The organism is Pedobacter rhizosphaerae, assembly GCF_900111155.1.
Lineage (GTDB): Bacteria > Bacteroidota > Bacteroidia > Sphingobacteriales > Sphingobacteriaceae > Pedobacter > Pedobacter rhizosphaerae.
In genome coordinates this window covers 187,536-212,533 of record NZ_FOGG01000005.1, presented here as the reverse complement: position 1 = coordinate 212,533, position 24,998 = coordinate 187,536, and the positions used below count along the sequence as shown (strand labels likewise).

Below are 24,998 nucleotides of genomic sequence, written 5' to 3'. Positions count from 1 at the left end.
ATCTGGTAGTTAAATTTTTGTGCTAATGGTAAACCTGAAATTTCGTCCAGGCATGGGATAGTTAAGTACCACATCGTAGTACTGATTAAAAAGATTATTGATTTCTGCGGTGACTTTATAATTTTTGAGCTTGCCGAAATTTGCATTGATCGAAACATCATGCGTGTAATAAGGCTTAACGTAGTTTACTGGAATATTCGCTTTTTGACTGTAGCGCTCGCCAGTATAAATAAAGCTGTAGTTTAAGCTATAATGTGTATAAGCAAGGCTACTGGTAAAAGAACCACTGTGAACAGGAATGTATGGAATTTGATTGCGGTACGTGAAACCGGTTTTGGTCACGTCAAGCGCCTTTTCAAAAGTGTAGTTTAAGTTCGTAATGAGCTCGAACCTATCTATTAACCACAATGCTTTGATATTGGTTTCCAAGCCTTTTATGGATACCGCATCCAGATTAAGCATCGTCCACCGGAACAAATTCAGCGTAGGTACAGCTACAATCTTATCTTTTACCTGGTTGTAATAAACATCGGTTTGAATGGAGAAATTCTTGAGCGTTCCGGCTAATACATGCGTATTATAATTAAAGCCCAGATCATATTGCTTGGTGTACTCTGGTCTTAAGTTCGTATTTCCGATAAAGGTGTAGTACAAATCATTAAAAGTGGGCATTCTAAATATCGATTTATAAAATCCCTTTAGCCTAAAATTAGGTGTTTGAAAAGGTTGCCAGGAAAACATCGTAGTTGGCGTATATTCTACCCTATTGCCCGCCGCTGAAAATGTTTTAACCTTTTCTGTTATTAACGTAGCCAGGACATTGGCTTGAAATTCGAATCTTTTTTGAACATATTTACCGGCTAGCACAAACAAACCTGTATTTCGGCTGGGATAAGCAAAATATTCAAGGTTGGCATCTAAGGTTTGAAAGCTATAATCAGAAGAAAAAGAAAAATATAGCGGATCCGCAACACGATAAACATTTGCAAAAGAAAAATACATTTCCTGCTGTTTATAGATGTTATTTAAGGCTCCTTTGTCAGATTTTATTGTTGGATCATTGTAACGGGTATAATCATTGGCATATTTGGCATAGAGCGAGAGGCTGTATCGGTTGCTTAATTTGTGTTCATAGTGTGTTTGTACAAAAATATTGTCATCCCATTGACGCTGACTGAAATCAAATTTATTCGAAACAATGGCCCCTGGAATACCTCTTTCTGATTGATACTGGTAAACCTTAACGTACCATTGCCCCTCTTGCCCGGCCCTTCCGTGTACCCCCCCTTCTAAGCGATAAGAATAAATATCGGCATTGGTTCTCACTACTGTAGTATCGTAATATCCGTTTGTATAACGGTACTTATACTTACCATTGGCATTAAGGAAAGCGGCATTAACGAATAAGGCTAAGTTTTTTCTTAATTTTTGTTCATAAAGAGCTGATACATTCGCCAGTCCAAACGAGCCACCCTTTACGTCAGCACTAAAGTTTTGGAGCTTATTATTAAACGAAGGCACTTTTGTTTTAATAAATAATGAGCTTGCCGAAGCGAAAGCCTTTGCCGGTTGCAGGAGCTCTGCCCTTTGCCCGCTGGTTAGAGAGAGTTCGTCAATATTATCTAAGGTATATTTCCCTAAATCCACCTGTCCGTTTTGAGCATTTCCCAACTGCACACCATCGTAAAAAACAGCGGTATGATTACTGCCCATACTCCGCACGTTAATGGTTTTTAAACCTGCAATACCACCATAATCTTTAACCTGCACGCCAGAAAAATATCGCACCGCATCGGCTATGGATAAAGAATTTAAACGCTGCAGTTCCAGGCCGGATAAAACCTGTAATGGCGTTGGAGAAAGGTGTTGTTTGCTTAACCGCAATTGATTGATTTGAACATCCTTAAGCTGATTAATCTTTGTGGTATCGGTTTGCGCCCAGGAAAAATTAGGCAAAAGTGTAGCTGTCCAAAATATGGATGTACCAATAAAAAAGTGCATAATGCCGCATTTGGCAAGATGTTTAATAATCATTTTTGTTGCGAGTTAATTACCCACAGCAAACAGATTTGAAGGAAATGAAAATACGAAAACCTTTAGTACCTCAATCCTAGCTCCAATCCCCGAAAGCTATGAAATTATATGCTAAAGGCAGGTCTTCTGACTTACTCCCGATTTTTTTGCCTTCCCGTTTCAGGTATTAAAACAGTGGCGAATAGATTAAAAAATCGTTACAGAGCTTACAGCTGCGGGACAGTTACAGAATTACACTGTATTCCCTTTTAATTCCGAGTGTAAAGCCGGAAACCAAAAGCGCCGCAAAAGTAATAAAATAAAGCCAAATGTAAAATGGATGTTAGCCGATAGCTTTCTTCAGCCAAAAGATTAACTTTAAAAATCAATCCTGAACCATGAAAAAAACAGTTTTCCTCTTTCTTTCATTAATAAGTCTATCTGCCATGGCACAAAAAACAGATACCACCATGCTCGAACAACTAATGAAATCAAAGCCTGAATTGTTTGGTGGCATATTGAATCATCCGGAGCACAATCAGGTTCAGATATTATATACACAGATTGACCGGGATGCACAAAACAACCCACACTTTAAAAGTTTTAGTTACAACCTTAATCCGAATCACTACTTCTACCCTGCCAGCACGGTAAAACTTGCAGCTGTAATTTTTGCGCTAGAGAAAGTAAATACACTCAATAAGACCGGACTCACTGCAAGAAGCACCATGATTACCGATAGCGCCTTTAAGGGACAAACCAAGGTAATCAAAGATGAAACCGCAGAAAATAAGCTTCCGTCTATAGCACATTACATCAAAAAGATATTGCTTACCAGCGATAATGATGCATTTAACAGGTTATTTGAATTTATAGGGCGGGCAGAAATTAATGATAAGTTAAAGAGAAACGGACTTCACCATAGTCGCATATTAAACAGGCTTGCAATTGGCGATGCCGGCGAATCGGCCAAACACACCAACCCCATTAAATTTTACAATGGCGATAAACTGGTTTATAGTCAGCAACCACAATATGACCCGAAGGAGTATAAATTAAAGCTTAGCAACCTAATTATGGGTAAGGGCTATTTGGATAGTGCAGACCAACTGGTGAATAAACCCTTTAGCTTGGCCAACAAAAATGCTTTTGCCATCTCAGATCAGCAAAAGTTAATGCAGAAGCTCTTATTCCCTCAATCATTTCCAATTAATGAACGTTTTAACTTAACTCCTGAAGATTATAAGCTGATTTATACCTTTATGAGCATGTACCCAACAGAGGCTAAATATCCGAAGTACGATGAAAAGGAGTTTTGGCCAACTTATGCCAAAATGCTCTATTATGGCAGAGAAAAAGGCATTGCATTAGATAAAAACATCAGAATTTTCAATAAATATGGCGATAGTTATGGTTTTATCATCGATAACTCTTACTTCGTCGATTTTAAAAATGGAGTTGAATACCTGTTAACTGCAGTAGTCCAGAGCAATGAAGATGGCATCTATAACGACAATAAATACGAATATGAAACCGTATGTTTTCCATTTATGAAAAATCTTGGGCAAGTCATTTATCAGTTAGAACTTCAACGAATCAAGAAATTTAAACCTAATTTAAGTAGTTTTGCACTCGATTATTAATAGCACCTCGATATTGAGCTATTAAAGATTAGAATGGACTACCAATGATTAAAAAAAGAATAAAGAGGAGTTTAAGGGTTTCAAAATACATTTTATACAAAGAAACCCTTGTGGATAGCAGAGAACATTTTTGGTCGTTTATGGGTGCCTTTATCGGCATTGGCCTGATAGCACTCTTTCAAAGTAACATCCTTTCCAATACAGAAAATATCTTCCTGATCGGATCCTTTGGAGCTTCCAGTGTGCTCATTTATGGAAATATACAGAGTCCGCTGGCACAGCCCAGAAACCTGATTGGGGGGCATGTAATTTCAGCAATTATTGGTGTTACTGTGTTTAAGCTCTTGCCCGATGTGATCTGGCTTACTGCGCCCACCGCCGTAGGTCTATCTATAGTATGTATGCAATTCACCAAAACCATACACCCTCCAGGTGGTGCTACTGCGCTTATTGCCGTAAGTGGCGCACCAAAAATTGTGGGTTTAGGCTATTTTTACGTGTTATCGCCTGTTTTAACGGGGTGTACTATCTTGTTATTAGTTGCATTAATATTTAATAATATCACCCCTCGAAGAAGATACCCTACCAATCCAAGGTTTACACGTTTCGTAAAAAGAACATTTTTCCGCACCAAAGTTATCCGGTAGTTTGGGTTGTGGGTTGCCTGTTCCGTGTTACGGGGCATGATGCCTAATCCCCCAAAATACTAAGAGATTTCCTAACATTGTGTCCTCTGCGCCTACTCTCTGTGAACTTTGTGGTTAAATGAGTTGTGGGTTCCTTGTTTGCGGTCATCATACCTATGTAGTTAGGCCGTAGCGAGACGCTACAACCAGAGATTGTTAATTAGGTTGCGGGTTGCCTGTTCCGTGTTACGGGTCATGATGCCTAATCCCCCAAAATACCAAGCGATTTCCTACTTTGTGTCCTCTGCGCCTTCTCTCTGTGGCCTTTGTGGTTAAATGGGTTGTGGGTTGCCTGTTCCGTGTTACGGGGCATGATGCCTAATACGCCCAAATACTAAGCAATGTCCTAACTTTGTGTCCTCTGCGCCTTCTCTTTGTGGACTTTGCGGTTAAATGGCTTGTAGGTTACATGTTGCCGGTCATCATACCTATGTGGCTAGGCCGTAGCGAGACGCTACAACCAGTGATTGTTAATTAGGTTGTGGGTTGCATGTTCCGTGTTACGGGGCATGATGCCTAATTCGCCCAAATACTAAGCAATTTCCTAACTTTGTGTCCTCTGCGCCTGCTCTCTGTGGGCTTTGTGGTTAAATATTTTGGGTTCTTATTTCTTGTAACCAAACAGGTTTATTATTTTGATTATATCCCTTAATGTTTGCCTTGGTATTATACTTTCATTTGTATAAAGTGATCTTTTTACCCATTTCCAAATCAACCAAATAACTGGGCAGATCAAGCACACCTGTTGACCAAATAAATATGAGAAAAAAATCTTATCTGTTACTGTTTTTTACAGTAATGTCTCTTTCCCCTCTTTTCGCACAAAAGAGCATTGGAAATGAAAGCCCTGAAGCTAAAGTAAAGCGAATGCAATGGTGGACTAATGACTGCTTTGGTATGTTTATTCACTGGGGGCTATACGCCATGCCTGCGCGTCATGAATGGGTTAAGAGCAGAGAAAGAATCACCACTGAAGATTATCAAAAATATTTTGATCACTTCAATCCTGACCTTTTTGAACCTAAAATTTGGGCTAAAAAAGCCAAAGCTGCAGGCATGAAATATGCCGTATTAACTACTAAACATCATGAAGGCTTCACCTTGTTCGATAGCAAGCTGACGGACTATAAAGCAACTAATACGCCTGCAAAAAGAGATTTAGTTAAAGAATTCGTGGATGCTTTCAGAGCTGAAGGAATCAAAGTGGGTTTTTATTATTCATTAATCGATTGGCACCACCCGCAGTATACCGTAGACAGAATTCACCCACAGCGTCCGATAAAAGAAAGTGATTCTGCTTATGCGAGTTTAAATAAGAGTCGCGATATGGCCACGTACAGAAAATACCTGTATGACCAAGTAACAGAAATTCTGACCAAATATGGCAAAATTGATTTACTATGGCTAGACTACTCATTTACAGGAAAATATGGAAAAGGAAAAGATGATTGGGGCTCCATTGAATTGCTCAAGCAGATCAGAAAACTTCAGCCCAACATCATTGTCAATAACCGATTGGATTTAAAAGAATATGCAGATGGAGCTGATTTTGAGACACCTGAACAAGTTAAACCCGCAGAACTAGAAAAGTTCAAAGGCAAAGTCTGGGAAACCTGCCAAACCTTTTCAGGCTCATGGGGCTATCACCGTGACGAAAATACCTGGAAAAGCAACAGAACACTTTTAGATTTACTCATCACTTCAGTTGGCAATGGAGGGAATCTACTATTAAATGTTGGGCCAACCGCACGTGGAGAGTTTGATATCAGGGCCAATACAGCATTAGACTCTTTAGGCATTTGGATGCATGCCAACAGCAAATCTATTTATAACTGCACTTACGCGCCACAGGAATACCCGAGAGTTGATGGCGCTAAAACCACCTATAACAAAGCGGCAAAAAAACTATATGTTCATTTATTTGAATATCCTAAAGATGGAAGCTTAAGTCTTAAAGGGTACAACAAATTAGTTAAATACGCTCAGTTCCTGCATGATGGTTCGGAACTTCAAACAGACAAAGAAAAATCAAATGCCGATGATCTTGTGCTGAAGCTACCAGCCAGAAAACCAAACTTTGAAATTCCTGTAGTAGAACTTTCCTTGAAATAACCTTTTCTAAAAATAGCACTTGCCCTCACTTAAGCGCAAGTGCTATTGGAATAAATTAATCCTCCCCTAAAAGAGTTAGCTTACTTTCATTCAGTTTGCCCTGCTCTTCATCATCCAGCACAGGAAATTTCAGGTTGAGGCTTTTCATCTTATCTGCAATAATTTCGCTTATCGCCAACCGGGCAAACCATTTCTTATCTGCCGGAATAATATGCCATGGTGCATGTTTGGTACTGGTTTCATTAATCGCATCCTCATAAGCCTGCATGTAATCATCCCACAGTGCCCGTTCCTTAATATCACCCGAAGAGAACTTCCAGTTTTTTGTTGGGTCATCAATGCGCTCTATAAAGCGTTTCTTTTGTTCATCCCTGCTTACGTTCAGGAAGAACTTTAAAATTACAGTTCCATTAGCGGTTAAATGTTCTTCGAAATTGCGAATGCTCTCATAGCGTTGCTTCCAAAACTGTTTATTTATGTTTTTAACATCTTCATATCCAGGCAAATTCTCACTGAGTATATACTCAGGGTGCACTTTACAAACCAATACATTTTCATAGTGAGAGCGATTATGTATCCCAATCCGACCCCTCTCTGGTAAAGCCTTTGTATGGCGCCATAGAAAATCATGATCATACTCTTCAGATGTAGGTACTTTAAAACTAAAAACCTGGCAACCCTGGGGATTTAACCCACTCATTACATGCGCAATGGCACTGTCTTTTCCGGCCGCATCCATGGCTTGAAAAAGAATGAGTACCGAATATTTGTTCGCGGCATAAAGCTTTTCCTGCAAGTGACTAATTTCTATTTTGGCATTTACCAGGGCATCCTTAGCCTTTTCCTTATTATACCCACCTGTAAAATCAGTTTTGGTATTTTTAATAGAGAATTTTTTATCTCCTTGTACAATTAAGCCTTTAAATTCGTTTTTCATACTTGCAAAGCATTTAGATATTCGTTCAACAACAGTATTTAAAGATATAACTAAAAAATAAGTAAATTAAATACTGTAATTTGCATACAGAGTTTTTTATATTTAGCGCCACAGCTTTTTACCCCTCATTAGCACATACAATATGTTTAAAGAAATAAAAAACAAGTACTTACGCTATTCTGCAATTGTTGTTTTTTTTATCATTATTTTCTTTTCCGCTCTCCAATTAAACTTTTTATGGTTATTTGGTTACTCTCCTAGTTACCGCGACATTAAAATTCCAACCTTAAGAGTAGGCTCAGAACTATATACTTCCGACGGAAAACTAATAGGCAGATACTTTAAAGAAAACCGAACACCCGTTAATTATGGAGACATTGCACCGAGTGTAATTCATGCTTTGGTAGCCACAGAAGATGTTCGTTTCTACAAGCATTGGGGAATAGACGTTCAGGCGCTTGGTCGTGCTGTAATTGGCTTAGGTAAAGATGGTGGTGCGAGTACCATCACCCAGCAGTTGGCTAAAAACTTATACCGTACACGTTATAATAAATCATCTGGCTTATTATCCAAGATTCCTCTAGTCAGAAAAATCATCCCAAAATTAAAGGAATGGATGACCGCAGTAAAATTAGAATCTAATTATACTAAGAATGATATCCTCACCATGTACCTCAATACGGTATCATTTGGTCAGAATGCTTATGGCATCAAAACAGCCAGTCGGGTTTACTTTGATAAAGAAGTAAAGAATTTATCGACTGCTGATGCGGCTTTATTAGTGGGCATGTTAAAAGGAACAACACTATATAATCCTGTTAAAAATCCTAAAAATGCACTCGATCGCAGGAATGTGGTACTTACCCAGATGAATAAGTATAAATATCTAAGTAAGGATAGTTTAACCGAACTGACTAAAGAACCCATTAAACTTAAAGAAGGAAAATCTGAAGACGGTAGTGACGACGATTCCTATCTCAGATCTGCAGTTGCCAAATACTTAGAGAAATGGTGCACTGAAAATGGCTTTGATCTCTACGAAGACGGACTGAAGATTTACACCACAATCGATTCTAAGCTGCAAAAATATGCGGAAGAAGCTGTACAGGAGCAAATGAAAACGCTTCAGCGCAGGTTCTACAGTGTTTGGGGTAATGAAGATCCATGGTATGATTCTGAAAAGCAAAAAGTAGATTATCCGGATCGTGCAATGAAAAACCTATCCATCTATACGCTTTTACAAAAGAAATTCCCTAATAACCCCGATTCTGTTACTGCTTATTTTAACAAAAAGAAACGCATGCAGATCTTCACTTATAAAGGTGATAGAGATACTTTATTTTCTACCCTCGATTCTATCCGTTATTATGGAAAAATACTAAATACCGGCATGATGACTATGGAGCCGGTTACTGGTAAAATTAAAGTGTGGGTTGGCGGAATCGACCATAAATTCTTTAAATATGATCACGTTAACCAGTCTAAAAGACAAGCAGGATCTACATTTAAACCCTTCGCTTACCTTACGGCACTTGAACAAGGTGCAAATCCTTGCGATAAATATACCGATAAGCCTGTAAAAATTGAGTATCAGGATAAAGGCGAAACCAAGTACTGGGAACCTAAAAATGCCGATTACAGCATAAGCTACAGAGAGATGAGCTTACGTTGGGCCATGGCTAAATCAGTGAATACCATTACTGCCCAGGTAACCGAAAAAGTGGGCTGGGATAACGTAGTTAAATATGCTCATGAGTGTGGTATAGATAGTCATCTGGAGTCCGTTCCGTCGGTGAGTTTAGGCTCTAACGATGTTACTGTTTATGAAATGGTTAAAGCATACAGCACTTTCTTAAATAAAGGGGTAAAAACTGATCCGATTTTAGTAGAAAAGATCACCGATCAGGATAATAATGTGATTGAAGATTTTAAACCTAAAACCAAACGGGTACTGTCGGAAGAGATTGCCTGGTTAATGCTCTATATGTTTAGAGGCGGTATGGAAGAACCGGGAGGGACTTCACAAGCACTGTGGGAATGGGATTTATGGAAAAAGAATAACCAGATTGGTGGTAAAACAGGTACTTCATCAGATTATGTTGATGCCTGGTACATGGGCATTACCAAAGATTTAGTAACTGGCGTTTGGGTAGGTTGTGATGAGCGTACTGCTCATTTCAAAAATGGCGAGCAGGGAGAAGGTTCGCGCACTGCCCTGCCTATCTTTGCCAAGTTTATGGAAAAAGTTTATCACGATCCTTCTTCAGGATATACTTATGGCCCTTTCCCTAAAGCTACCGTTCCTATTACCAGAACCATAAACTGCCCAAGTCCACGGATTGTGGAAGACACGACATCTACCGATAGTGTGGTGGTGGATTCTACCGACTTCAATACCCCGGAGCCGACAGAGCCTGTTCCTGCGGTTACTGTAGAGCCTGAAGTAAAAAAGGAAGAAAAGAAAACAGAACCCGTTCAAAATCAACCTGCCACAACTGTTCCACTAACCAAAAAAGAAGAACGTGAGTTGAGAAGAAAGCAACGCCAGGAAGAGCGGGAGAAGAAAAAAAATGAGAAGAACAATAATGAAAATTAAAATATAAGGTAAAATCGCCCTGAATTAAACTTCACGGCGATTTTTTCTTTGTAAAAAGTGTTAAATTTTGAATAGTATTTTAAACAATTACTATTTTTAGCCTTAAATCTTTATCGGTTTAATTTCCGTAAATTACTTACTATTATTTAAAAGCACCTATATGAAAATAAGCTCTACTTTAACTAGGCGTTGTATAACCATTCTAATCTTCATGATAACAGCCTTATCTGTTCAGGCACAATATTTCGGACAGAACAAGGTGCGCTATAAGAAATTGGATTTCAAGGTTTTACAAACTCCTCACTTTGAGATATATTACTATATCAAAAATGAGAACCTGTTAAAGAAGTTTTCTCAGGATGCCGAAACCTGGTATAAAATGCATCAGGAAGTTTTTAGAGATACTTTCTTTAAGAAAAACCCAATTATCCTTTACAACAACCATCCCGACTTTCAACAAACTACAGCACTTCAGGGTGAAATAGGTATCGGTACAGGTGGTGTTACTGAGGCGCTAAAAAACCGGGTAATTATGCCTGTAATGGAGCTTAACAGTCAAACCAGACACGTATTGGGCCACGAGCTTGTGCATGCTTTTCAATACCACATCTTGTTAGAAAAAGACTCTATCAGTTTAGAAAACGTTGGGCAAACACCGTTATGGATGGTAGAGGGTATGGCAGAATACCTTTCGATAGGAAAAAAAGATGCTTTTACATCCATGTGGATGAGAGACGCGATGCTTAACCGTGACATCCCTTCATTGAAGGATTTAACGAACTCCAATAAATACTTCCCGTATCGTTATGGCCAGGCTTTCTGGACCTATATTGGTTCTCAATATGGAGATACGACTATTGTTCCATTATTTAAAAATACTGCTAAGTACGGGTACGAAAATGCCATCCGATATACTTTTGGTTATGACGATAAAACCCTTTCTGGTTTATGGAAAAATGCCATCGATGCCCATTATAAGCCGATGCTGAAAGCAGATAGCTCACAGATTAAAATTACCGGAACTAAGATTATAGACAATAAAAATGCAGGTAACATGAACGTTGCTCCTGCGCTTAGTCCGGATGGAAAATATGTAGCTTTTATGTCTGAAAAGGATTTATTCGGGATAGATCTTTTCTTAGCTGATGCAAAAACCGGCAGAATCATCAGAAAATTAACCAGCCAGATTTCTAATGGTCATATAGATGATTTTAACTTTATAGAATCTGCTGGTGCATGGTCTCCGCATAGCAAGCAATTTGCCTTTAGTATTTTTAGTCATGGTAAAAACCAGATGATGATTATCAATGTAGACGATGGTACCACGGTGTCGCAAACAGCAATGGATCATGTTCAACAATTTGGCAACTTAACCTGGTCGCCAAATGGGAAAGATATTGCCTTTTCGGGAATGGTAGAAGGCCAAAGCGATATATTTTCTTACAACCTGGACACCAAAAAGATAAGTCAAATCACCAACGATATCTTTTCCGATTATGCGCCAAGTTACTCTCCTGATGGCAAGAAACTAGTTTTTTCATCAGATAGGGCTGCGATACAAGGCAATAACACCAATGCAGTTAACCCAATTAACTTAGCGGTTTATGATATTGAAGCCAAAACAGTCACTAATCTGGATGTTTTTCCGGGAGCCAATAATTTAAATGCTCAATTTTCGTCCAATAGTCAGAGCATCTATTTCTTATCTAACCGAGATGGCTTCAGAAATCTTTACAAGTACAATTTTGCCGATAATTCTGTCGACCAGTTAACTGATTATTTTACGGGAATCAGCGGTATCACAGAGTTCTCTCCTGCTATTTCTGTATCCAATACCGATGATATCGTTTATAGCTATTATCGCTATCAACGCTATACTTTGTACAATGCCAAATTAAGCAGTTTCAAGGCTAAGCGAATTGGTAACCAGGAGGAGAATTTCGATGCAGCTATCCTCCCTCCTATGGAAAATATTGGCGTAAATATTATCAATTCAAACCTGAACAATTTCGAACGCTTTGAGAAAATCGTAGCTGATTCGATGAAAACAGTACCCTATCGTCCAAAATTCAAATTAGATTATTTAGCGAACAGTGGCGTAGGTGTATCAACAAGTCGTTTTGGAACCGGAGTTGCCGGAGGAATTGTTGGGATGTTTAGCGACATCCTGGGTACGAATCAGATTATTGCAAACCTTTCGGTTAACGGAGAAATTTATGATTTCGGGGGATTAGTGGGCTATATTAATCAAAAAAGCAGAATCAATTGGGGGGCAGCTGTATCCCATATCCCTTACGTTTCCGGATTAAGTTCTTATGGCGTTGAAAATGTTCCATTGAATGATGGAACCACTACCCAGTTAATTAATTATAGAACTGACATCATCCGTACATTTGAAGATCAGTTCCAATTGTTTGCAGCCTACCCGTTTAGTAAAATCCACCGTTTTGAATTGGGAGGAGCATTTTCGCACTACAGTTACCGAATTGATCGTTATAGCAACTATTATACGCCTGAAGGTTTTTATCAGGGTTCTGATAGAAACAGAATATCAAATGACCAGGCCAGTACAGAGCTGGGCATACCTTTTAACTCCTTTACACTATACCAATTAAATGCAGGTTTCGTAGGAGATAATTCGATATTTGGCTTAACAGCTCCTCTGGACGGTTTTAGATATAGGGTTAGTGGAGAGAAATATTTCGGAACGTATAATTTCGCAGGTGTAACAGCAGATTTAAGAAAATACTGGAGATTAAAACCAATCACTTTGGCCGCCAGATCTTACAATACTTTAAGGATTGGTAATGATGCCGATCGCTTATATCCAATGTACCTGGGTTATCCTTATTTGATTAGAGGTTATGAGGCTAATTCTATTTATGGTACAAATTCAAGCACCACCAATAATTCTTTCAATATTGATCAGTTAACAGGTAGCAAAATCGCTGTATTTAATTTTGAAGTTCGTTTGCCTTTCACAGGCCCTAAAAAGCTGACAGCGATACCTTCTAAATTTTTATTTACCGATTTAAACTTATTTTTTGATGCAGGTGTAGCCTGGACAAATGATACTAAGGTCAAATTCAAATCACAACCAACCTATACCTCAGCACAAGCTACAGATGCAAATGGAAATCCTGCTTTTGATAGTGATGGAAACCCAATAACCTACCAAACCACAAACGAGCGGGTTCCTTCGCTAAGTGTAGGTATTTCTTTGCGTGTTAATGTATTTGGTTATTTTGTACTGGAGCCTTACTATGCAATCCCTTTTCAACGTAAAGATGTAAAAGGTGGTGTGTTTGGGTTAACCTTTGCACCGGGGTGGTAAGAAATGATTGAATGAGTGAAGGATAGAATGAATGAATTACCAGGCGAGTTCCAAAACCATTCAATCATTCTCTCATTCAAAACTCAATAATTAATGATCGAATGAGTGTATGAAGGAATGACTGAATGACCAGGCGAGTTCCCAAACTATTCTCTAATTCAAAACTCAATAATTAAGTAATGATAGAATGAGTGTATGAAGGAATGAGTGAATTACCGCGCGAGTTCCAAAACCATTCAATCATTCTCTCATTCAAAACTCAATAATTATCTACGAAAGGCTGGTGAAGGCCAATTTAACCTGATTGGTAATATTACTACGGTGTAATAGTATATTTTCGAAATCCAGTCCTATCGTTAAATCAATCCAATCAGGATTGCAGGATCTTACTAATCTTTCCTTTTGCATCCTGGTAAAACGGCTGATCTGCTTAAAGCGAACCAAAGCCTGAGCCTCTGTTTTAAACTCTTCAAAGTAAACCAAACGCGTAAGTTGTTGTCCATTATCAAAAAACAAGTTTGGCATCTGCTTATAAAAATCCAATGTTTTAATCAAATCAGAACTCATGCCCACATGCATGCTTGTGCGATTTCTGTCGGTAACGATATAAACAAACTTCTTCATAATAATGGATTAAATATTTAAACTAAACTAATTAGTATATCTTCTTGCAATTCAAAATAATATTACTAACTTTATTGGCATAAAATTACTAACTATTTTAGTATTTCCAAATTTATTTTAAAATTTATTTTTATGTCAAATATTTCGAACAACTTAAAATACCTCAGAAAGAAAAAAGGCCATACACAACAGCAATTTGCTGATATCATGGAAATTAAGCGATCTCTTATCGGCGCTTATGAGGAAGACCGTGCAGAACCGAAATACGATTTACTAAAAAAAATAGCAGAGTACTTTGATTTAACTATTGATGAGTTTATCAATGAAAAAATATCAGACTCCTGGAAACCTAAACCGAAAAGCCAGGGTTCTAACCTACGCGTACTGAGTATTTCTGTAGATCAGAATGACAGAGAGAATATTGAATTGGTACCCGTAAAGGCCAGTGCAGGCTATCTTAACGGCTTCTCAGATCCGCAATACATTAGCGACCTGCCTAAATTCCAACTTCCACTAGCAGCACTTCGTCAGGGAACGTTCAGGGCCTTCGAAATCATGGGCGACAGCATGCTTCCTGTACAGCCTGGAAGTGTAATCATTGGAGAATACCTGGATAACTGGAATGAAGTAAAAACCGGCGAGACTTATATCATCATTAGCAAAAATGAAGGTGTAGTGTATAAAAGAGCTGGTAACCGTTTTAGAGAAAACAAAGACTTAAAACTGATCTCAGATAATAAAGTATATGATGCATACACTATCGCCGCAGAGGATATCCTTGAAATTTGGAGAGCTAAGGCATACATCTCCACTTCTTTACCTGAACCTGCACCAGATCCTACCATGGAAACCTTAACGCAGATGATGGCCCAAATGCAGAAGTCGATTTCACAACTCAACAAAAATTAACATCTTTTAACAGCTCTTAGATTAAACCGTTCATGTTTTTCTCTATCTATTAGAAAACAAGACACATAAAAACAAAAACATGAAAAGAGCAATTTTAACAATAGCAATTGTAGCGATGGGCTTAACCGCTGCTTTTGCTCAAGACACAACCAGACGGGCAAGAATGAACAGGCCTAAATTAACTGCAGAACAAAGAGCTGAAAAATCTACTGCAGTGATGGAAAAGAAATTGGCTTTAACCGCCGATCAAAAAACAAAGGTTTATGCCATTGAATTAGATAGAGCCAAAAAAGCTGAGGCTATGTGGGCTACAGAAGCCAAAGACAGAAAAGCCAAAAGAGAGGAGTTGAAAGCTGCAATGGAAAAATCAAAAGCTGATTTGGAAGGTGTTTTAACTGCAGATCAAAAAACAAAGCTTGAAGCCTTCCGTGCAGAAGGCAGAGAAAAAGCAGGGAAAATGAGAGAAGGATTTCGGAAGGGAAAAGGAGATAAAAAACCTGTCGTTTCTAATCCACCATCACAGAGTTAGTATTAAGATTATAAATAAATTAGAGAAAGCGTCCGTTTTAACGAGGCGCTTTCTTTATTTTTGACCATGCGTAAAATCGAGCAATTTCTACAAGAGAAGCTTCGAAAGAGAATAGACGATCTTTCGATTAGAAATCTTAGCGCTATGCCTCCCCCTATCGATTTTTGCTCCAATGATTATCTCGGCTTTGCCCGATCTGAATCATTAGCCAGTTTAAGCACCCAAAACCTCAAAAGCTTAACCAATATCAAAAATGGCTCTGGAGGGTCAAGATTATTAAGTGGCAATACCGCCTATACCGAGCAAACAGAACAATTTATTGCCCACTTTCATAGCTTTGATGCGGGACTAATTTTCAATTCGGGTTATGACGCTAACCTGGGATTGCTCTCGGCAGTTCCGCAGCGTGGCGATACCATTATAACAGATGAACTTATTCATGCCAGTATAATAGATGGTTGCCGCTTAAGCCATGCTACCAGATATAAGTTTGCGCACAACAATCTTAATGACTTAGCCGCGAAATTAAAACTCAGCAACGGAAATATTTTTGTTGTAGTAGAAAGCGTTTATTCTATGGATGGAGACTTTGCACCTCTAACAGAAATATCAGCTTTATGCGAACAATATGCAGCCAATTTAATTGTAGACGAAGCACATGCTATAGGAATTTTCGGCACACAAGGAAAGGGACTTGTTCATCAAGGTAACCTCCAAACTAAAGTTTTTGCAACAGTAGTTACCTTTGGTAAGGCACTTGGCGGGCACGGCGCCATAGTTTTGGGAAGCAAAGATTTGCGTCATTACCTGATCAACTTTTCCAGACCTTTCATTTATACCACAGCAACCCCTATCCACAATATTACTGCGATTAAAGCGGCATATCAGCTACTGGCTGAGGTAGATATCAATATAATTCAGGAAAAAATAGCGTTATTTAGAAAATTGGCCAGGGATCAAAACCTTAACATTTTGGAGAGCAGTAGTGCCATTCAAGGAATTATATACCCATCAAATGTGAGGGCTAAAAACGCTGCTCAAATTTTACAAAACAAAGGATTCGACGTGCGGGCCATATTAAGTCCGACAGTGCCCAGCGGAAAGGAAAGGTTAAGAATTTGCATTCATACTTATAATACTACTGAGGAAATAGTATCCTTGGTTAAGGAAATAAAAGAAATTAATGGCTAAGTATTTTATAACAGGAATTGGGACAGGTATTGGCAAAACTTTGATAAGTGCCATTTTAACAGAAAAACTTCATGCCGATTATTGGAAACCCATCCAATCAGGAGATTTGGATCAAAGCGACAGCAAAACAATTTCAGGACTAATCAGCAACCATAAAACCTTCATTCACCCAGAAACCTACCGTTTAAGTCAACCCCTTTCGCCTCATTTATCTGCTCAAATAGATGGGATAGAGATAGACATTACCCAAATCAATCCCCCACATACTGAAAATAACCTGATTATCGAAGGTGCCGGTGGTTTAATGGTGCCCTTAAATGACAGCACCTTAATTGTTGATTTGATTAAACAACTGGATGTAGAAGTGATTCTGATTTCTCAGCATTACTTAGGCAGTATTAACCATACCTTGCTATCGATCAATTTATTGAATCAATACCAAATTAAACTAAAGGGTATCATTTTCAATGGAGATGAGAACATGGAAACAGAAAGATATATCCTTCAATACAGCAAAGCAAAAAAGCTAGGACACATTCCTAGCTTAATGCAGATTGATCAAAATTTGATTAGTGAATTAGGTGACCGGATATTACTTTAAATAACCCGCTTCCTGAAGAAATTTTGCCCAAACCTCATACCCTGCCGGAATCAGGTGAAGGCCATCTTTAGTCAAATTGGCTTTTAAATGTTTATTTTCATCTGTAAAGATGGGATACAGATCAACAATGGTTACATTTTTAGCGGCCAATTGCCTGATTTCATCATTTAACCATAGAATGTGCTCATCTTTACCGTAATGGTTCTTAAACTTATCGAAAGCACTATTTACGGGTAATAGGGTATTGAAGTAAATCTGTGTTTTCTTAGATCCCTTTCTAATTCTCGAAATAATGGTTTTATAGTTCCTTAGGATTACACTATCCGGGATATTCCTTGAGATGTCATTGATCCCGATAAGAATGAAAATTTTAGCAGGTTTTCCATCAATCACGTCTTGCAAACGCTCTAACACGCCAAAAGAAATATCGCCTGAGATCCCCCTGTTCCTTGCCTGGGGAAGGTTTAACAATTTAGCCCAATCGGTTCCTGCGGTAATGCTATTGCCTAAAAACACAATGTCTTTTTTTGATTTTGGCTCTTCTTTAAATTTAGCTACCAGTTCCTTATACTTACCTGGTCGATGGGTACTATCCCACTTAACAATTTGCGCGAAGGTTGAAGAAGTATACCCTGTTAGGATAAAAGCAACTACAAGCATTGCCTTATGAAAAATCTTTTGCATAGAGATTATTGATTAGAATGATTATTATAAACCTAAGTTAAGCTTTTCTCGCTTCCAAGTAAAGGCTGTAAAAAATATTGCCAGTAAACAGGCGGTTGCAATGGTGATAAAACACGCATCCCAACCATAGTGGTCTACCAAGCTACCTACCGCTGCATTGGCGAGCAGATCGCCGATAAAGTAACCAAATAATCCTGTTAAGCCAGCTGCAGTACCTGCAGCCTTTTTAGGCACTAAATCTAAAGCCTGGACCCCAATGAGCATAACAGGTCCATAAATGAGGAAACCAATTGACCACAAGGATAGATTTTGAAGCCACATATTTCCTACAGGATTTTTCCAGTATAGGAGAACAAATATCATGGTTAAAGCCATATAAATTATAGTTACAGGTGCCCTTCGACCTTTAAAAATATAATCACTTAACCAACCACATAATAAGGTACCCGGTATAGCAGCAAGTTCATAAAATGAAGAAGACCAGGCGGCCTGGCTTGCGCTGTAGCCTTTGGCTTCACCCAGGAAGGTTGGTGCCCAGTTCACAATTCCATTTCGCACTAAGTAAACGAATGCATTGGCGATAGCGATGTACCAGAGCAAGCGGTTATTGAATACGTATTTGAAAAATATCTCCTTTGCAGTAAACTCCTTTTCTTGCGATTGATCGTAGGTTTTGGCATAATCGTTATTGTAAACTTCTATTGGAGGTAAACCACATGACTGAGGCGTATCTCTGATTAATAAGTAAGCGATTAATGCAAAAACAATAGCTACCATGCCCGGGAAGTAGAGCTTACTCTCCCAGCCGGCAAAGATTTCAATGGCCCAAATGGTTAGTGGCCCAACTAGAAAACCACCTACATTATGCGCCAGATTCCAGATAGACATGGCCCTGCCACGCTCTTTAATGGAATACCAATGCACCACAACCCTCCCGCAAGGCGGCCAACCCATCCCCTGAAACCAGCCATTAATAAATAATAAAACAAACATGATTGTTACCGATGAGGTTGCAAAAGGAAAAATCCCCATCAATACCATGGTTAATGCTGATAAGGTCAAACCTACAGGCAAAAAGATTCTTGCGTTGCTTCGGTCTGAAACATTTCCCATTAAAAACTTACTAAAGCCATAAGCTATGGATAAGGCCGAAAGTGCCACCCCAAGTTGGGCTTTGGTAAATCCTTGTTTAATCAAATCCGGAATTGCGAAAGAGAAGTTTTTCCTTACAAAATAGTAGGCTGTATAACCTAAAAAAATACCTGCAAATACTTGTAAGCGAAGCTTCCAGTAACTGGAGTTTACGCGATCTTCGGGCAATAGCGGTTTGTGCGCTGCTGGAGCGGGGAATAAAGTTAATTTCATATTTGGTTAGTGGTAAAAGTAATTAAGGCTGTATCATTAATTAATTTCCTGAATGCGATCACGTTGAGTATTCCGATGAAAAATCGGTTCAGGTAATCGAAACGTCCAAAATGCAGTTTCCATCAATCCTTCCGCAACTTGCTCCAATTTTACATCGGGAAGCTCAGGACCTCAGAACAACCATAATTGATGATACAGCCTTGTTAAGGTTATTTCGCCTGTGATAAGATGTCAGGATAATCAGAGATAATACCATCCACCTTTAGCGCTTTGAGTTTTTGAATATCAGTTAGCGTATTCGCTGTCCAGGGAATAATTTTTACACCATCGGCATGTGCTTTAGCAATCAGCTCTTCATTAACCATTTGCCAAACCGGGCTTAAAATGAATGGTTTATAACCGAGATCAGCAATGTTTTCATCATACGTTTTCTTATTGGCTACCAGAAAAGATGTTTTAACATCAGGATATTTCTTATTGATGATTTGAATGGTTCGTTTATCAAAAGATTGAATCACAACATAGGGCGTGATTTTCTTTTTAATAATGACATCCATCAGGAGTTTAACAAAGATTTCTGGTTCCGGATTGGTAACCCCATCTCCCTTAACATCGCATTTGGTTTCAATATTATAAAAAAACTGTTTGTTTCCTGTTTTCTTAATATCCTTCTGTACGGCATCTATCAAATCGGCCAAAAGCGGGATATGCGTTTTGATTTTCTTTTGTTGAGGAAACAACTCGAAATATTTACTCCCTAAATCAAACGACTTAACTTCTTTGTAGGTCATTCCGAAAATAGGATACTTTTTAGCATCCGTTTTAGGTATTTCCTTGCCATCTGGCGTAAGCATAAATGCCGGGCTTAAATAATCATCGTGTGTAACCACTACCTTATTATCGCTGGTAATGTGTGTATCCATCTCTAAGGTTGTGATCCCTTTGATGGTCATGGCATGTAACATGGCCTCAATGGTATTTTCAGGCATTAAACCTCTTCCTCCCCGGTGGGCTTCTGCACTAAATGCGGGGAATTTAACCTGGGCATTGGCATGAAAACTTATCATCGAACAAAATAAAATCGGTGCCGCTATTAAATATTTTTTCATCTTGAATAACTATCTGTATATGATTTGATTACACTGCTTTTAAGAATTAATTTTAGCTTCATACTTTTTTCCAAAACGATCTGTAGCCACTACCCTTACATCCTTAACCTCAGGACCAAAATGTGCCATAAATAAGTGATCAGTAGAACGTGGTTCAACAAAAGCTCTCGGTTGGGGCAGCTTATCTCCCTTATAAAGTTTCACAGCCAAAGGATCAAATCCTTCTTGCTGAGCGAGTGTACCCATCGCTTTACCGTCTAAAAAGTATTCTACCTTCCAGTCCGGATCATAGTTCCAAACATTCGCAATTAACCGCTTTTGATTGGTCAAGGTATCCACATATATATCCAGCTGCTCATTTTTGTCTCTTCCTGTAGATTTATAATACCATTTTAAATTCGTACCATCTACCTCGTAAACCCCATAACCTCTTGGTGTTCCATCTTCACAAATGGGGCCGGTCCACCAACCACCGCATACCGTACCGTGGTTATGCTCAAAAATGCCATGTTGGATCACATTTTTATTGTAGTGTGTATGGCCAGACATAATGTGAACGTTTTTAAAATCTTTCAATACCGCATAAAAATCTTCTCTATTCTTTACCTGATTGTGAACCGGAATATGCAAACTGATAATCAATAAGGCATCCTTTGGTACATACTGAAGATCTTTAGCCAGCCATTCTAATTGTGTTGGGGTGATATAACCATCATAAGTACGCTCTACACCCAGGTACCTTACATCATCTAAAACTACATAATGTGCTTTACCCCGGTTAAATGAATAGTAGGTAGGTCCGTAATGCGCCTGAAAAGTACGATCGGAAGTTTCATCTCCCCCTTGCCTGTAATCCTGATCATGGTTACCCAATGCCTGAAAAAATGGAATACCGATTTTAGCTATCGCTTCATCATAAGCTGGAAAAAGATCAAAGTTATCCCAAACCAGGTCGCCAACACCGATTCCATGCACCGGAGTATTGCCCATGCTTTGTACCACCCTGCGGGTATCAGGAACAGAAGTCTCCATCATCTGCTGCACATCCTTTTTATTCTTTACCTGTGGATCTGCCCAAATGATAAAATTGTGTTTATTGTCGTTTTGTTTTAAGGGCTTAATGTCGAAGTTTAACTGACCATTGGTGTCAGGCTTATAATAGTGACGGGCAATACTGCTTTCTGTTTTAAATTCATAACCGGCAGGCGTACTAATCCAAACGAAACGGGCCAATTCATGCAATTGAATTTGATAGCTACCATTTTTATCCGTTTGTACTACACTATATCCATCAGATATGACCACATTCGCAATACCTTTTCCTTTACTGGTTACCCTCCCGCTTACTAATCCGTCTACAGCTATTAGAGAAGAAAAGGATTTCAGGCTTACAAATAAGGTAGTGGTTAACAGACTTGTTTTTTGGATAAAGGATCTTCTATTCATATGATATTTGTTTTACAGGGAACAAAAAAACCTAATTTGAATTACTTAATTATTAATATAAGATTACAATAAAGGTCAATTCTGCAATTGACCTTTAAATATTTAGTTATCACTTAGGGTGGTTCCGCCTTCAATTTGAGAAATGGTTGAAGTAGCTGTTAGTGAAATATTTAGCATGGCTCTTTTGGTTAACCATCTGCCTTTCATATTATAAACACCTCCCAACTGAACAAAACTGATTGCATTTGGGAAAGCTAAACGGGTTGTATTTTTTCCTGCACCCATAAATTCCTGCCTTATTTTACCATTAGATGCAGGATCTATGGTATTATAAAAATCGGTGTTCGTGATTCTAAACCCTACAGCTGGCGGACCTGCGCTGTAGAAATTACCTCCTAAGCCACCATAGAAAATCACATCCATTGGAACTGAATTTAAGTCAATTGCAGTACCTTCAAAGATGGCAATACCTGCAATGTTACCACTATTGGCCAGGAGATTTCCCGTTGGAGTACCCACACCATCGGCACCGGCCACTGTTGTATAATCTACACTAGCCATCCATTTAGAGGAGCTTATATCAGTACTACCACTTCCATTTATGCGCTTTGGAGAACCACCAACATAGAAATACTCGCCCTTGGATACTTTTCCTGTATTGAGTTTAAATTTATAGGTTCTCGCTCCACCTGTTACCCAGCCTTGAAGCGGGAAAGTGGATGCTCCGGCATTATTATTGGTGATGACTGAATACGGTGTTTTAGAAAAATCTATATCTGCTGTTGCGAGAAACTGGATATACTCATAATTTCCGTCTGTACTATTCGGATCTACCAAATATCCGCTAATAATAGCTGGAGAGAACTTAGGTAAAATGGCAAAGCTGAAATCATGGATAGAACGCATCCAAATTTGCATTCTGTTGGTGCCGCTGAGCTGAAGAAATGGAATCCCGCTAAAGTTACCACTAATCAGCAATTGCTCGCCAGCAAATGCTGCACCCGTTTCGGTATGCACAACTGCTTTTCCTGTTGCATCGTCTATTATTTTGTCCCCTACAAAGGTTTCGTTTGCCTTTGGTTCCGGTTCTACCACTGCACTTCCAATAGTAACCAATGTGCTTTCATAACGCTGTGGTGAAGCCAGAAATGCGCCAATCGTAATCAGTTGTGTATTAACTGTTCGTCCACTGGCAACCTTATTTACCGCTCCGTTTGGCAAGTTCGTAATTTGTAAAATCCCGTTGGTTCTTTTCAATACTGCACCATCTACTTTAATGTGCACTGAATCTCCTGTAACATATTTGGAGGCATCAGAACCGATATTAAAGGCCATTCCCCTTAAAGAATCTATCCCACTCCCGGTAATTCTGCTATTCTGTAAAATCAATAATCCCGCTGGTGAATTTCCCGATCTAAAATCAGAAATAACAACCCCCTTAATGAAGGTTGCCCCCGACAGTAAATCCGCGTTTAACGTTAAGTCAGTTTCTTTATAGATCTTTTTTAAATCAAAATTTGATATAAAGGCACTGGCACTCACTTTAATGTAATCACTATCACGTTTACATCCAGTCCAAATGCCAGCAACTGCTGCTAGTAAAAGGATATATTTTAAAGTTATTTTCATAATCAAAAATTAATTAAGGTTTTTGCCACCACACAAGGGTGTTAATATCATCAGCACCCTGCGATGCAACAGCATTTTTGTAGCTTGTTGGGTTTGTAGACTGGGTTACCAATGGGTAGTTCAATCTGGAAGGCATTTTACCGCCATTAGCCAAACCAGTACCTTTTGGTAAAATTGGATGCTGAGTTCTGCGGTATTCCAACCATTGCTGAAAGTCGACCAAAAACAGTGCATAATATTTTTGAAGGTGGATCATTTCCATCTTACTCTGTGAGCCTGGTGCTACATTGTCGACTGGTAAATTATTATTCCAATCGATATCAGCCGCAATTACATAGCTAAGCAAGGCGGGATCAGTTACGCTTTTAAATCTATCTGGCAACCAATAGTTAACCGCATCGGCAATTCCTTTTAAATAATAAGCCTCACCAGTTCCAGAAATCCAACCTTTTGCAGCTGCTTCTGCAAGGATAAAATCAACCTCAGCCACATTCATGATGATGCCCGTGTAAGGATCTGTTTGTAAAGTAGTGGGATTATTAGTTGTGGCATCCGAATAAAAGTAAGATTGCTTTACATAAGAAGTTCCTGCGTCGTAACCGCTTGGAACCCCTACAAATCCATTCGGGCCAGAGGCTATCCCCCATCTGTTGATCCCATTTTTCCCATAATCCTTATTCAGTCTTGGATCATTCCAGGTAGTTAAATTATTCATAAAAAACTCTGTGATAGCAGGGGTTCTAAAATCAACGGCCCTAACACTAATCATAAAGGGAGAGGAAAACACAGCTGTACTGCTATTGGTGCCATTCCAGAGAATTTTTGCGGTGTGCGTATTGTTTTCCATAATTGGATAGTTAGCCTTATTGGTTTCGGCAATCTCCTTGATTTTAGCAATAACCTGGGCACTTACCTCAGCCTTGCCTGATAAACGTAACAACAACCTTAGATACAAAGAATTACCAAGCCTGCGCCATTTAGACACATCTCCTTGATATACAGGATCGCCAGTGGCTACAATCGCTTTATTTTCAGTTAAAAGTTTATTGGCTTCTTCTAACTTGGTAAACAGATCCAGGTAAATATCCTTTTGTTTATCAAATGCCGGCTCGAATACGCCATCTTTACCTTTGTTGGCATCGAAATAAGGAACATCGCCATACACATCTGTTAGCAATTGAAAAACCCAGGCCTGCGTAATTAATGATATTGCTTTGTAAGAGGCATTTAATGTTTCTGGCCTGTTCGCTATCGTATACATATCACGAAAGTTGGTGAGTTCCGGATAGCAGGAATTCCAGGTGTAATCTGCCCAGGTACGTCTAACATCGTACCTGAATACCTTGCCTTCTGCATCACTGATGTCAACCGTAACCTGCATCAGTTCATTATTGAAATTACGGTTACGCACCATGTTTGATGACAATACATTTACCAGTGCCGGTGAAAGTAATTGATTGGCAGAAACCGAAGATTTACCTATTGGATCGGTATTTACTTCATTGAAATCTTTCTTGCAAGAAAAAATCAATGTACTTACCGCTGTTATTAATATATAGCTCGTTATTTTATTCACTGTTCTCATAATTC

Annotated in this window: 18 protein-coding genes and 1 riboswitch; of the genes, 9 read left to right on the top strand and 9 right to left on the bottom strand. The window is 38.8% G+C overall.

Going from position 1 to position 24,998, the window contains the following annotated elements; genetic code table 11:
* Positions 1-9 precede the first annotated feature (9 nt).
* Positions 10-2,001, bottom strand: a complete 1,992-nt coding sequence (locus BMX11_RS06090) for a TonB-dependent receptor (protein WP_245738589.1) — start codon at positions 1,999-2,001, stop codon at positions 10-12.
* 132 nt (positions 2,002-2,133) lie between these two features.
* A riboswitch (cobalamin riboswitch) is annotated at positions 2,134-2,327 on the bottom strand.
* Between the two features lie 84 nt (positions 2,328-2,411).
* Between BMX11_RS06090 and BMX11_RS06085 the strand changes: the two genes are divergently transcribed.
* The 3 genes from BMX11_RS06085 to BMX11_RS06075 all read left to right on the top strand — a co-directional run bounded on the left by BMX11_RS06085 (position 2,412) and on the right by BMX11_RS06075 (position 6,454).
* Positions 2,412-3,656: a serine hydrolase gene (locus BMX11_RS06085; protein ID WP_090882484.1), complete on the top strand. Its 1,245-nt coding sequence runs from the start codon at positions 2,412-2,414 to the stop codon at positions 3,654-3,656.
* Positions 3,657-3,700: 44 nt separating this feature from the next.
* Positions 3,701-4,303 (top strand): HPP family protein, encoded by a 603-nt coding sequence (locus BMX11_RS06080; protein ID WP_090882482.1) that lies wholly within the window; start codon positions 3,701-3,703, stop codon positions 4,301-4,303.
* Positions 4,304-5,101: 798 nt separating this feature from the next.
* Positions 5,102-6,454, top strand: a complete 1,353-nt coding sequence (locus BMX11_RS06075) for an alpha-L-fucosidase (protein ID WP_090882480.1) — start codon at positions 5,102-5,104, stop codon at positions 6,452-6,454.
* Between the two features lie 55 nt (positions 6,455-6,509).
* Here BMX11_RS06075 and BMX11_RS06070 read toward each other — a convergent pair whose 3' ends face one another.
* Positions 6,510-7,391, bottom strand: coding sequence for a polyphosphate kinase 2 family protein (locus BMX11_RS06070; RefSeq protein WP_090882478.1), 882 nt, complete (start codon positions 7,389-7,391; stop codon positions 6,510-6,512).
* A gap of 142 nt (positions 7,392-7,533) precedes the next feature.
* On the opposite strand from BMX11_RS06070, the gene BMX11_RS06065 reads away from it, so the two are divergent.
* Together BMX11_RS06065 and BMX11_RS06060 are read left to right on the top strand one after the other, a co-directional pair.
* On the top strand, positions 7,534-9,987 hold the full coding sequence (locus tag BMX11_RS06065) for a transglycosylase domain-containing protein (protein WP_090882476.1): 2,454 nt from the start codon (positions 7,534-7,536) through the stop codon (positions 9,985-9,987).
* 211 nt (positions 9,988-10,198) lie between these two features.
* Positions 10,199-13,321, top strand: a complete 3,123-nt coding sequence (locus BMX11_RS06060) for a peptidase MA family metallohydrolase (protein ID WP_175474482.1) — start codon at positions 10,199-10,201, stop codon at positions 13,319-13,321.
* Between the two features lie 270 nt (positions 13,322-13,591).
* Here the strand turns inward: BMX11_RS06060 and BMX11_RS06055 are convergent, their stop codons facing one another.
* A complete protein-coding gene (locus BMX11_RS06055; RefSeq protein WP_090882471.1) occupies positions 13,592-13,945 on the bottom strand; it encodes a GIY-YIG nuclease family protein in 354 nt (117 codons plus the stop codon).
* Between the two features lie 132 nt (positions 13,946-14,077).
* On the opposite strand from BMX11_RS06055, the gene BMX11_RS06050 reads away from it, so the two are divergent.
* The 4 genes from BMX11_RS06050 to bioD all read left to right on the top strand — a co-directional run bounded on the left by BMX11_RS06050 (position 14,078) and on the right by bioD (position 17,175).
* Positions 14,078-14,854 carry an XRE family transcriptional regulator gene (locus BMX11_RS06050; RefSeq protein WP_090882469.1) on the top strand — a complete coding sequence of 259 codons (777 nt, stop codon included), beginning with the start codon at positions 14,078-14,080 and terminating at the stop codon, positions 14,852-14,854.
* 79 nt (positions 14,855-14,933) lie between these two features.
* Positions 14,934-15,383 carry a hypothetical protein gene (locus BMX11_RS06045; protein WP_090882468.1) on the top strand — a complete coding sequence of 150 codons (450 nt, stop codon included), beginning with the start codon at positions 14,934-14,936 and terminating at the stop codon, positions 15,381-15,383.
* A 66-nt stretch (positions 15,384-15,449) separates the two neighbouring features.
* On the top strand, positions 15,450-16,574 hold the full coding sequence (locus tag BMX11_RS06040; protein WP_090882467.1) for an aminotransferase class I/II-fold pyridoxal phosphate-dependent enzyme: 1,125 nt from the start codon (positions 15,450-15,452) through the stop codon (positions 16,572-16,574).
* Positions 16,567-17,175: a dethiobiotin synthase gene (gene bioD / locus BMX11_RS06035; protein WP_090882465.1), complete on the top strand. Its 609-nt coding sequence runs from the start codon at positions 16,567-16,569 to the stop codon at positions 17,173-17,175. The genes BMX11_RS06040 and bioD overlap by 8 nt, the downstream gene beginning before the upstream one ends.
* Here bioD and BMX11_RS06030 read toward each other — a convergent pair.
* The 6 genes from BMX11_RS06030 to BMX11_RS06005 all read right to left on the bottom strand — a co-directional run bounded on the left by BMX11_RS06030 (position 17,167) and on the right by BMX11_RS06005 (position 24,993).
* Positions 17,167-17,859: a GDSL-type esterase/lipase family protein gene (locus tag BMX11_RS06030; protein ID WP_090882464.1), complete on the bottom strand. Its 693-nt coding sequence runs from the start codon at positions 17,857-17,859 to the stop codon at positions 17,167-17,169. The two genes, bioD and BMX11_RS06030, sit on opposite strands and share 9 nt — an antisense overlap.
* Positions 17,860-17,883: 24 nt before the next feature.
* Entirely contained in the window at positions 17,884-19,224 is a 1,341-nt protein-coding gene (gene glpT / locus BMX11_RS06025) for a glycerol-3-phosphate transporter (RefSeq protein WP_090882463.1), read from the bottom strand.
* Positions 19,225-19,433: 209 nt separating this feature from the next.
* Complete coding sequence (locus tag BMX11_RS06020; RefSeq protein WP_090882461.1) at positions 19,434-20,333, bottom strand: glycerophosphodiester phosphodiesterase family protein; 900 nt, start codon at positions 20,331-20,333, stop codon at positions 19,434-19,436.
* Between the two features lie 39 nt (positions 20,334-20,372).
* On the bottom strand, positions 20,373-21,779 hold the full coding sequence (locus BMX11_RS06015) for a calcineurin-like phosphoesterase C-terminal domain-containing protein (RefSeq protein ID WP_090882459.1): 1,407 nt from the start codon (positions 21,777-21,779) through the stop codon (positions 20,373-20,375).
* Between the two features lie 102 nt (positions 21,780-21,881).
* Positions 21,882-23,408, bottom strand: coding sequence for a DUF5689 domain-containing protein (locus tag BMX11_RS06010; protein WP_090882457.1), 1,527 nt, complete (start codon positions 23,406-23,408; stop codon positions 21,882-21,884).
* A 13-nt stretch (positions 23,409-23,421) separates the two neighbouring features.
* Positions 23,422-24,993 (bottom strand): SusD/RagB family nutrient-binding outer membrane lipoprotein, encoded by a 1,572-nt coding sequence (locus BMX11_RS06005; protein ID WP_090882455.1) that lies wholly within the window; start codon positions 24,991-24,993, stop codon positions 23,422-23,424.
* Positions 24,994-24,998: the final 5 nt, after the last annotated feature.

Bases quoted from the DNA above. Each gene is read 5' to 3' on its own strand.
- BMX11_RS06045 (WP_090882468.1), top strand. From the start codon at position 14,934: ATGAAAAGAGCAATTTTAACAATAGCAATTGTAGCGATGGGCTTAACC.
- bioD (WP_090882465.1), top strand. From the start codon at position 16,567: ATGGCTAAGTATTTTATAACAGGAATTGGGACAGGTATTGGCAAAACT.
- BMX11_RS06050 (WP_090882469.1), top strand. From the start codon at position 14,078: ATGTCAAATATTTCGAACAACTTAAAATACCTCAGAAAGAAAAAAGGC.
- BMX11_RS06015 (WP_090882459.1), bottom strand. From the start codon at position 21,779: ATGAATAGAAGATCCTTTATCCAAAAAACAAGTCTGTTAACCACTACC.
- BMX11_RS06065 (WP_090882476.1), top strand. From the start codon at position 7,534: ATGTTTAAAGAAATAAAAAACAAGTACTTACGCTATTCTGCAATTGTT.
- BMX11_RS06030 (WP_090882464.1), bottom strand. From the start codon at position 17,859: ATGCAAAAGATTTTTCATAAGGCAATGCTTGTAGTTGCTTTTATCCTA.
- BMX11_RS06080 (WP_090882482.1), top strand. From the start codon at position 3,701: ATGATTAAAAAAAGAATAAAGAGGAGTTTAAGGGTTTCAAAATACATT.
- BMX11_RS06055 (WP_090882471.1), bottom strand. From the start codon at position 13,945: ATGAAGAAGTTTGTTTATATCGTTACCGACAGAAATCGCACAAGCATG.
- BMX11_RS06090 (WP_245738589.1), bottom strand. From the start codon at position 2,001: ATGCACTTTTTTATTGGTACATCCATATTTTGGACAGCTACACTTTTG.
- BMX11_RS06040 (WP_090882467.1), top strand. From the start codon at position 15,450: ATGCGTAAAATCGAGCAATTTCTACAAGAGAAGCTTCGAAAGAGAATA.
- BMX11_RS06085 (WP_090882484.1), top strand. From the start codon at position 2,412: ATGAAAAAAACAGTTTTCCTCTTTCTTTCATTAATAAGTCTATCTGCC.
- BMX11_RS06075 (WP_090882480.1), top strand. From the start codon at position 5,102: ATGAGAAAAAAATCTTATCTGTTACTGTTTTTTACAGTAATGTCTCTT.
- BMX11_RS06005 (WP_090882455.1), bottom strand. From the start codon at position 24,993: ATGAGAACAGTGAATAAAATAACGAGCTATATATTAATAACAGCGGTA.
- glpT (WP_090882463.1), bottom strand. From the start codon at position 19,224: ATGAAATTAACTTTATTCCCCGCTCCAGCAGCGCACAAACCGCTATTG.
- BMX11_RS06020 (WP_090882461.1), bottom strand. From the start codon at position 20,333: ATGAAAAAATATTTAATAGCGGCACCGATTTTATTTTGTTCGATGATA.
- BMX11_RS06010 (WP_090882457.1), bottom strand. From the start codon at position 23,408: ATGAAAATAACTTTAAAATATATCCTTTTACTAGCAGCAGTTGCTGGC.
- BMX11_RS06070 (WP_090882478.1), bottom strand. From the start codon at position 7,391: ATGAAAAACGAATTTAAAGGCTTAATTGTACAAGGAGATAAAAAATTC.
- BMX11_RS06060 (WP_175474482.1), top strand. From the start codon at position 10,199: ATGATAACAGCCTTATCTGTTCAGGCACAATATTTCGGACAGAACAAG.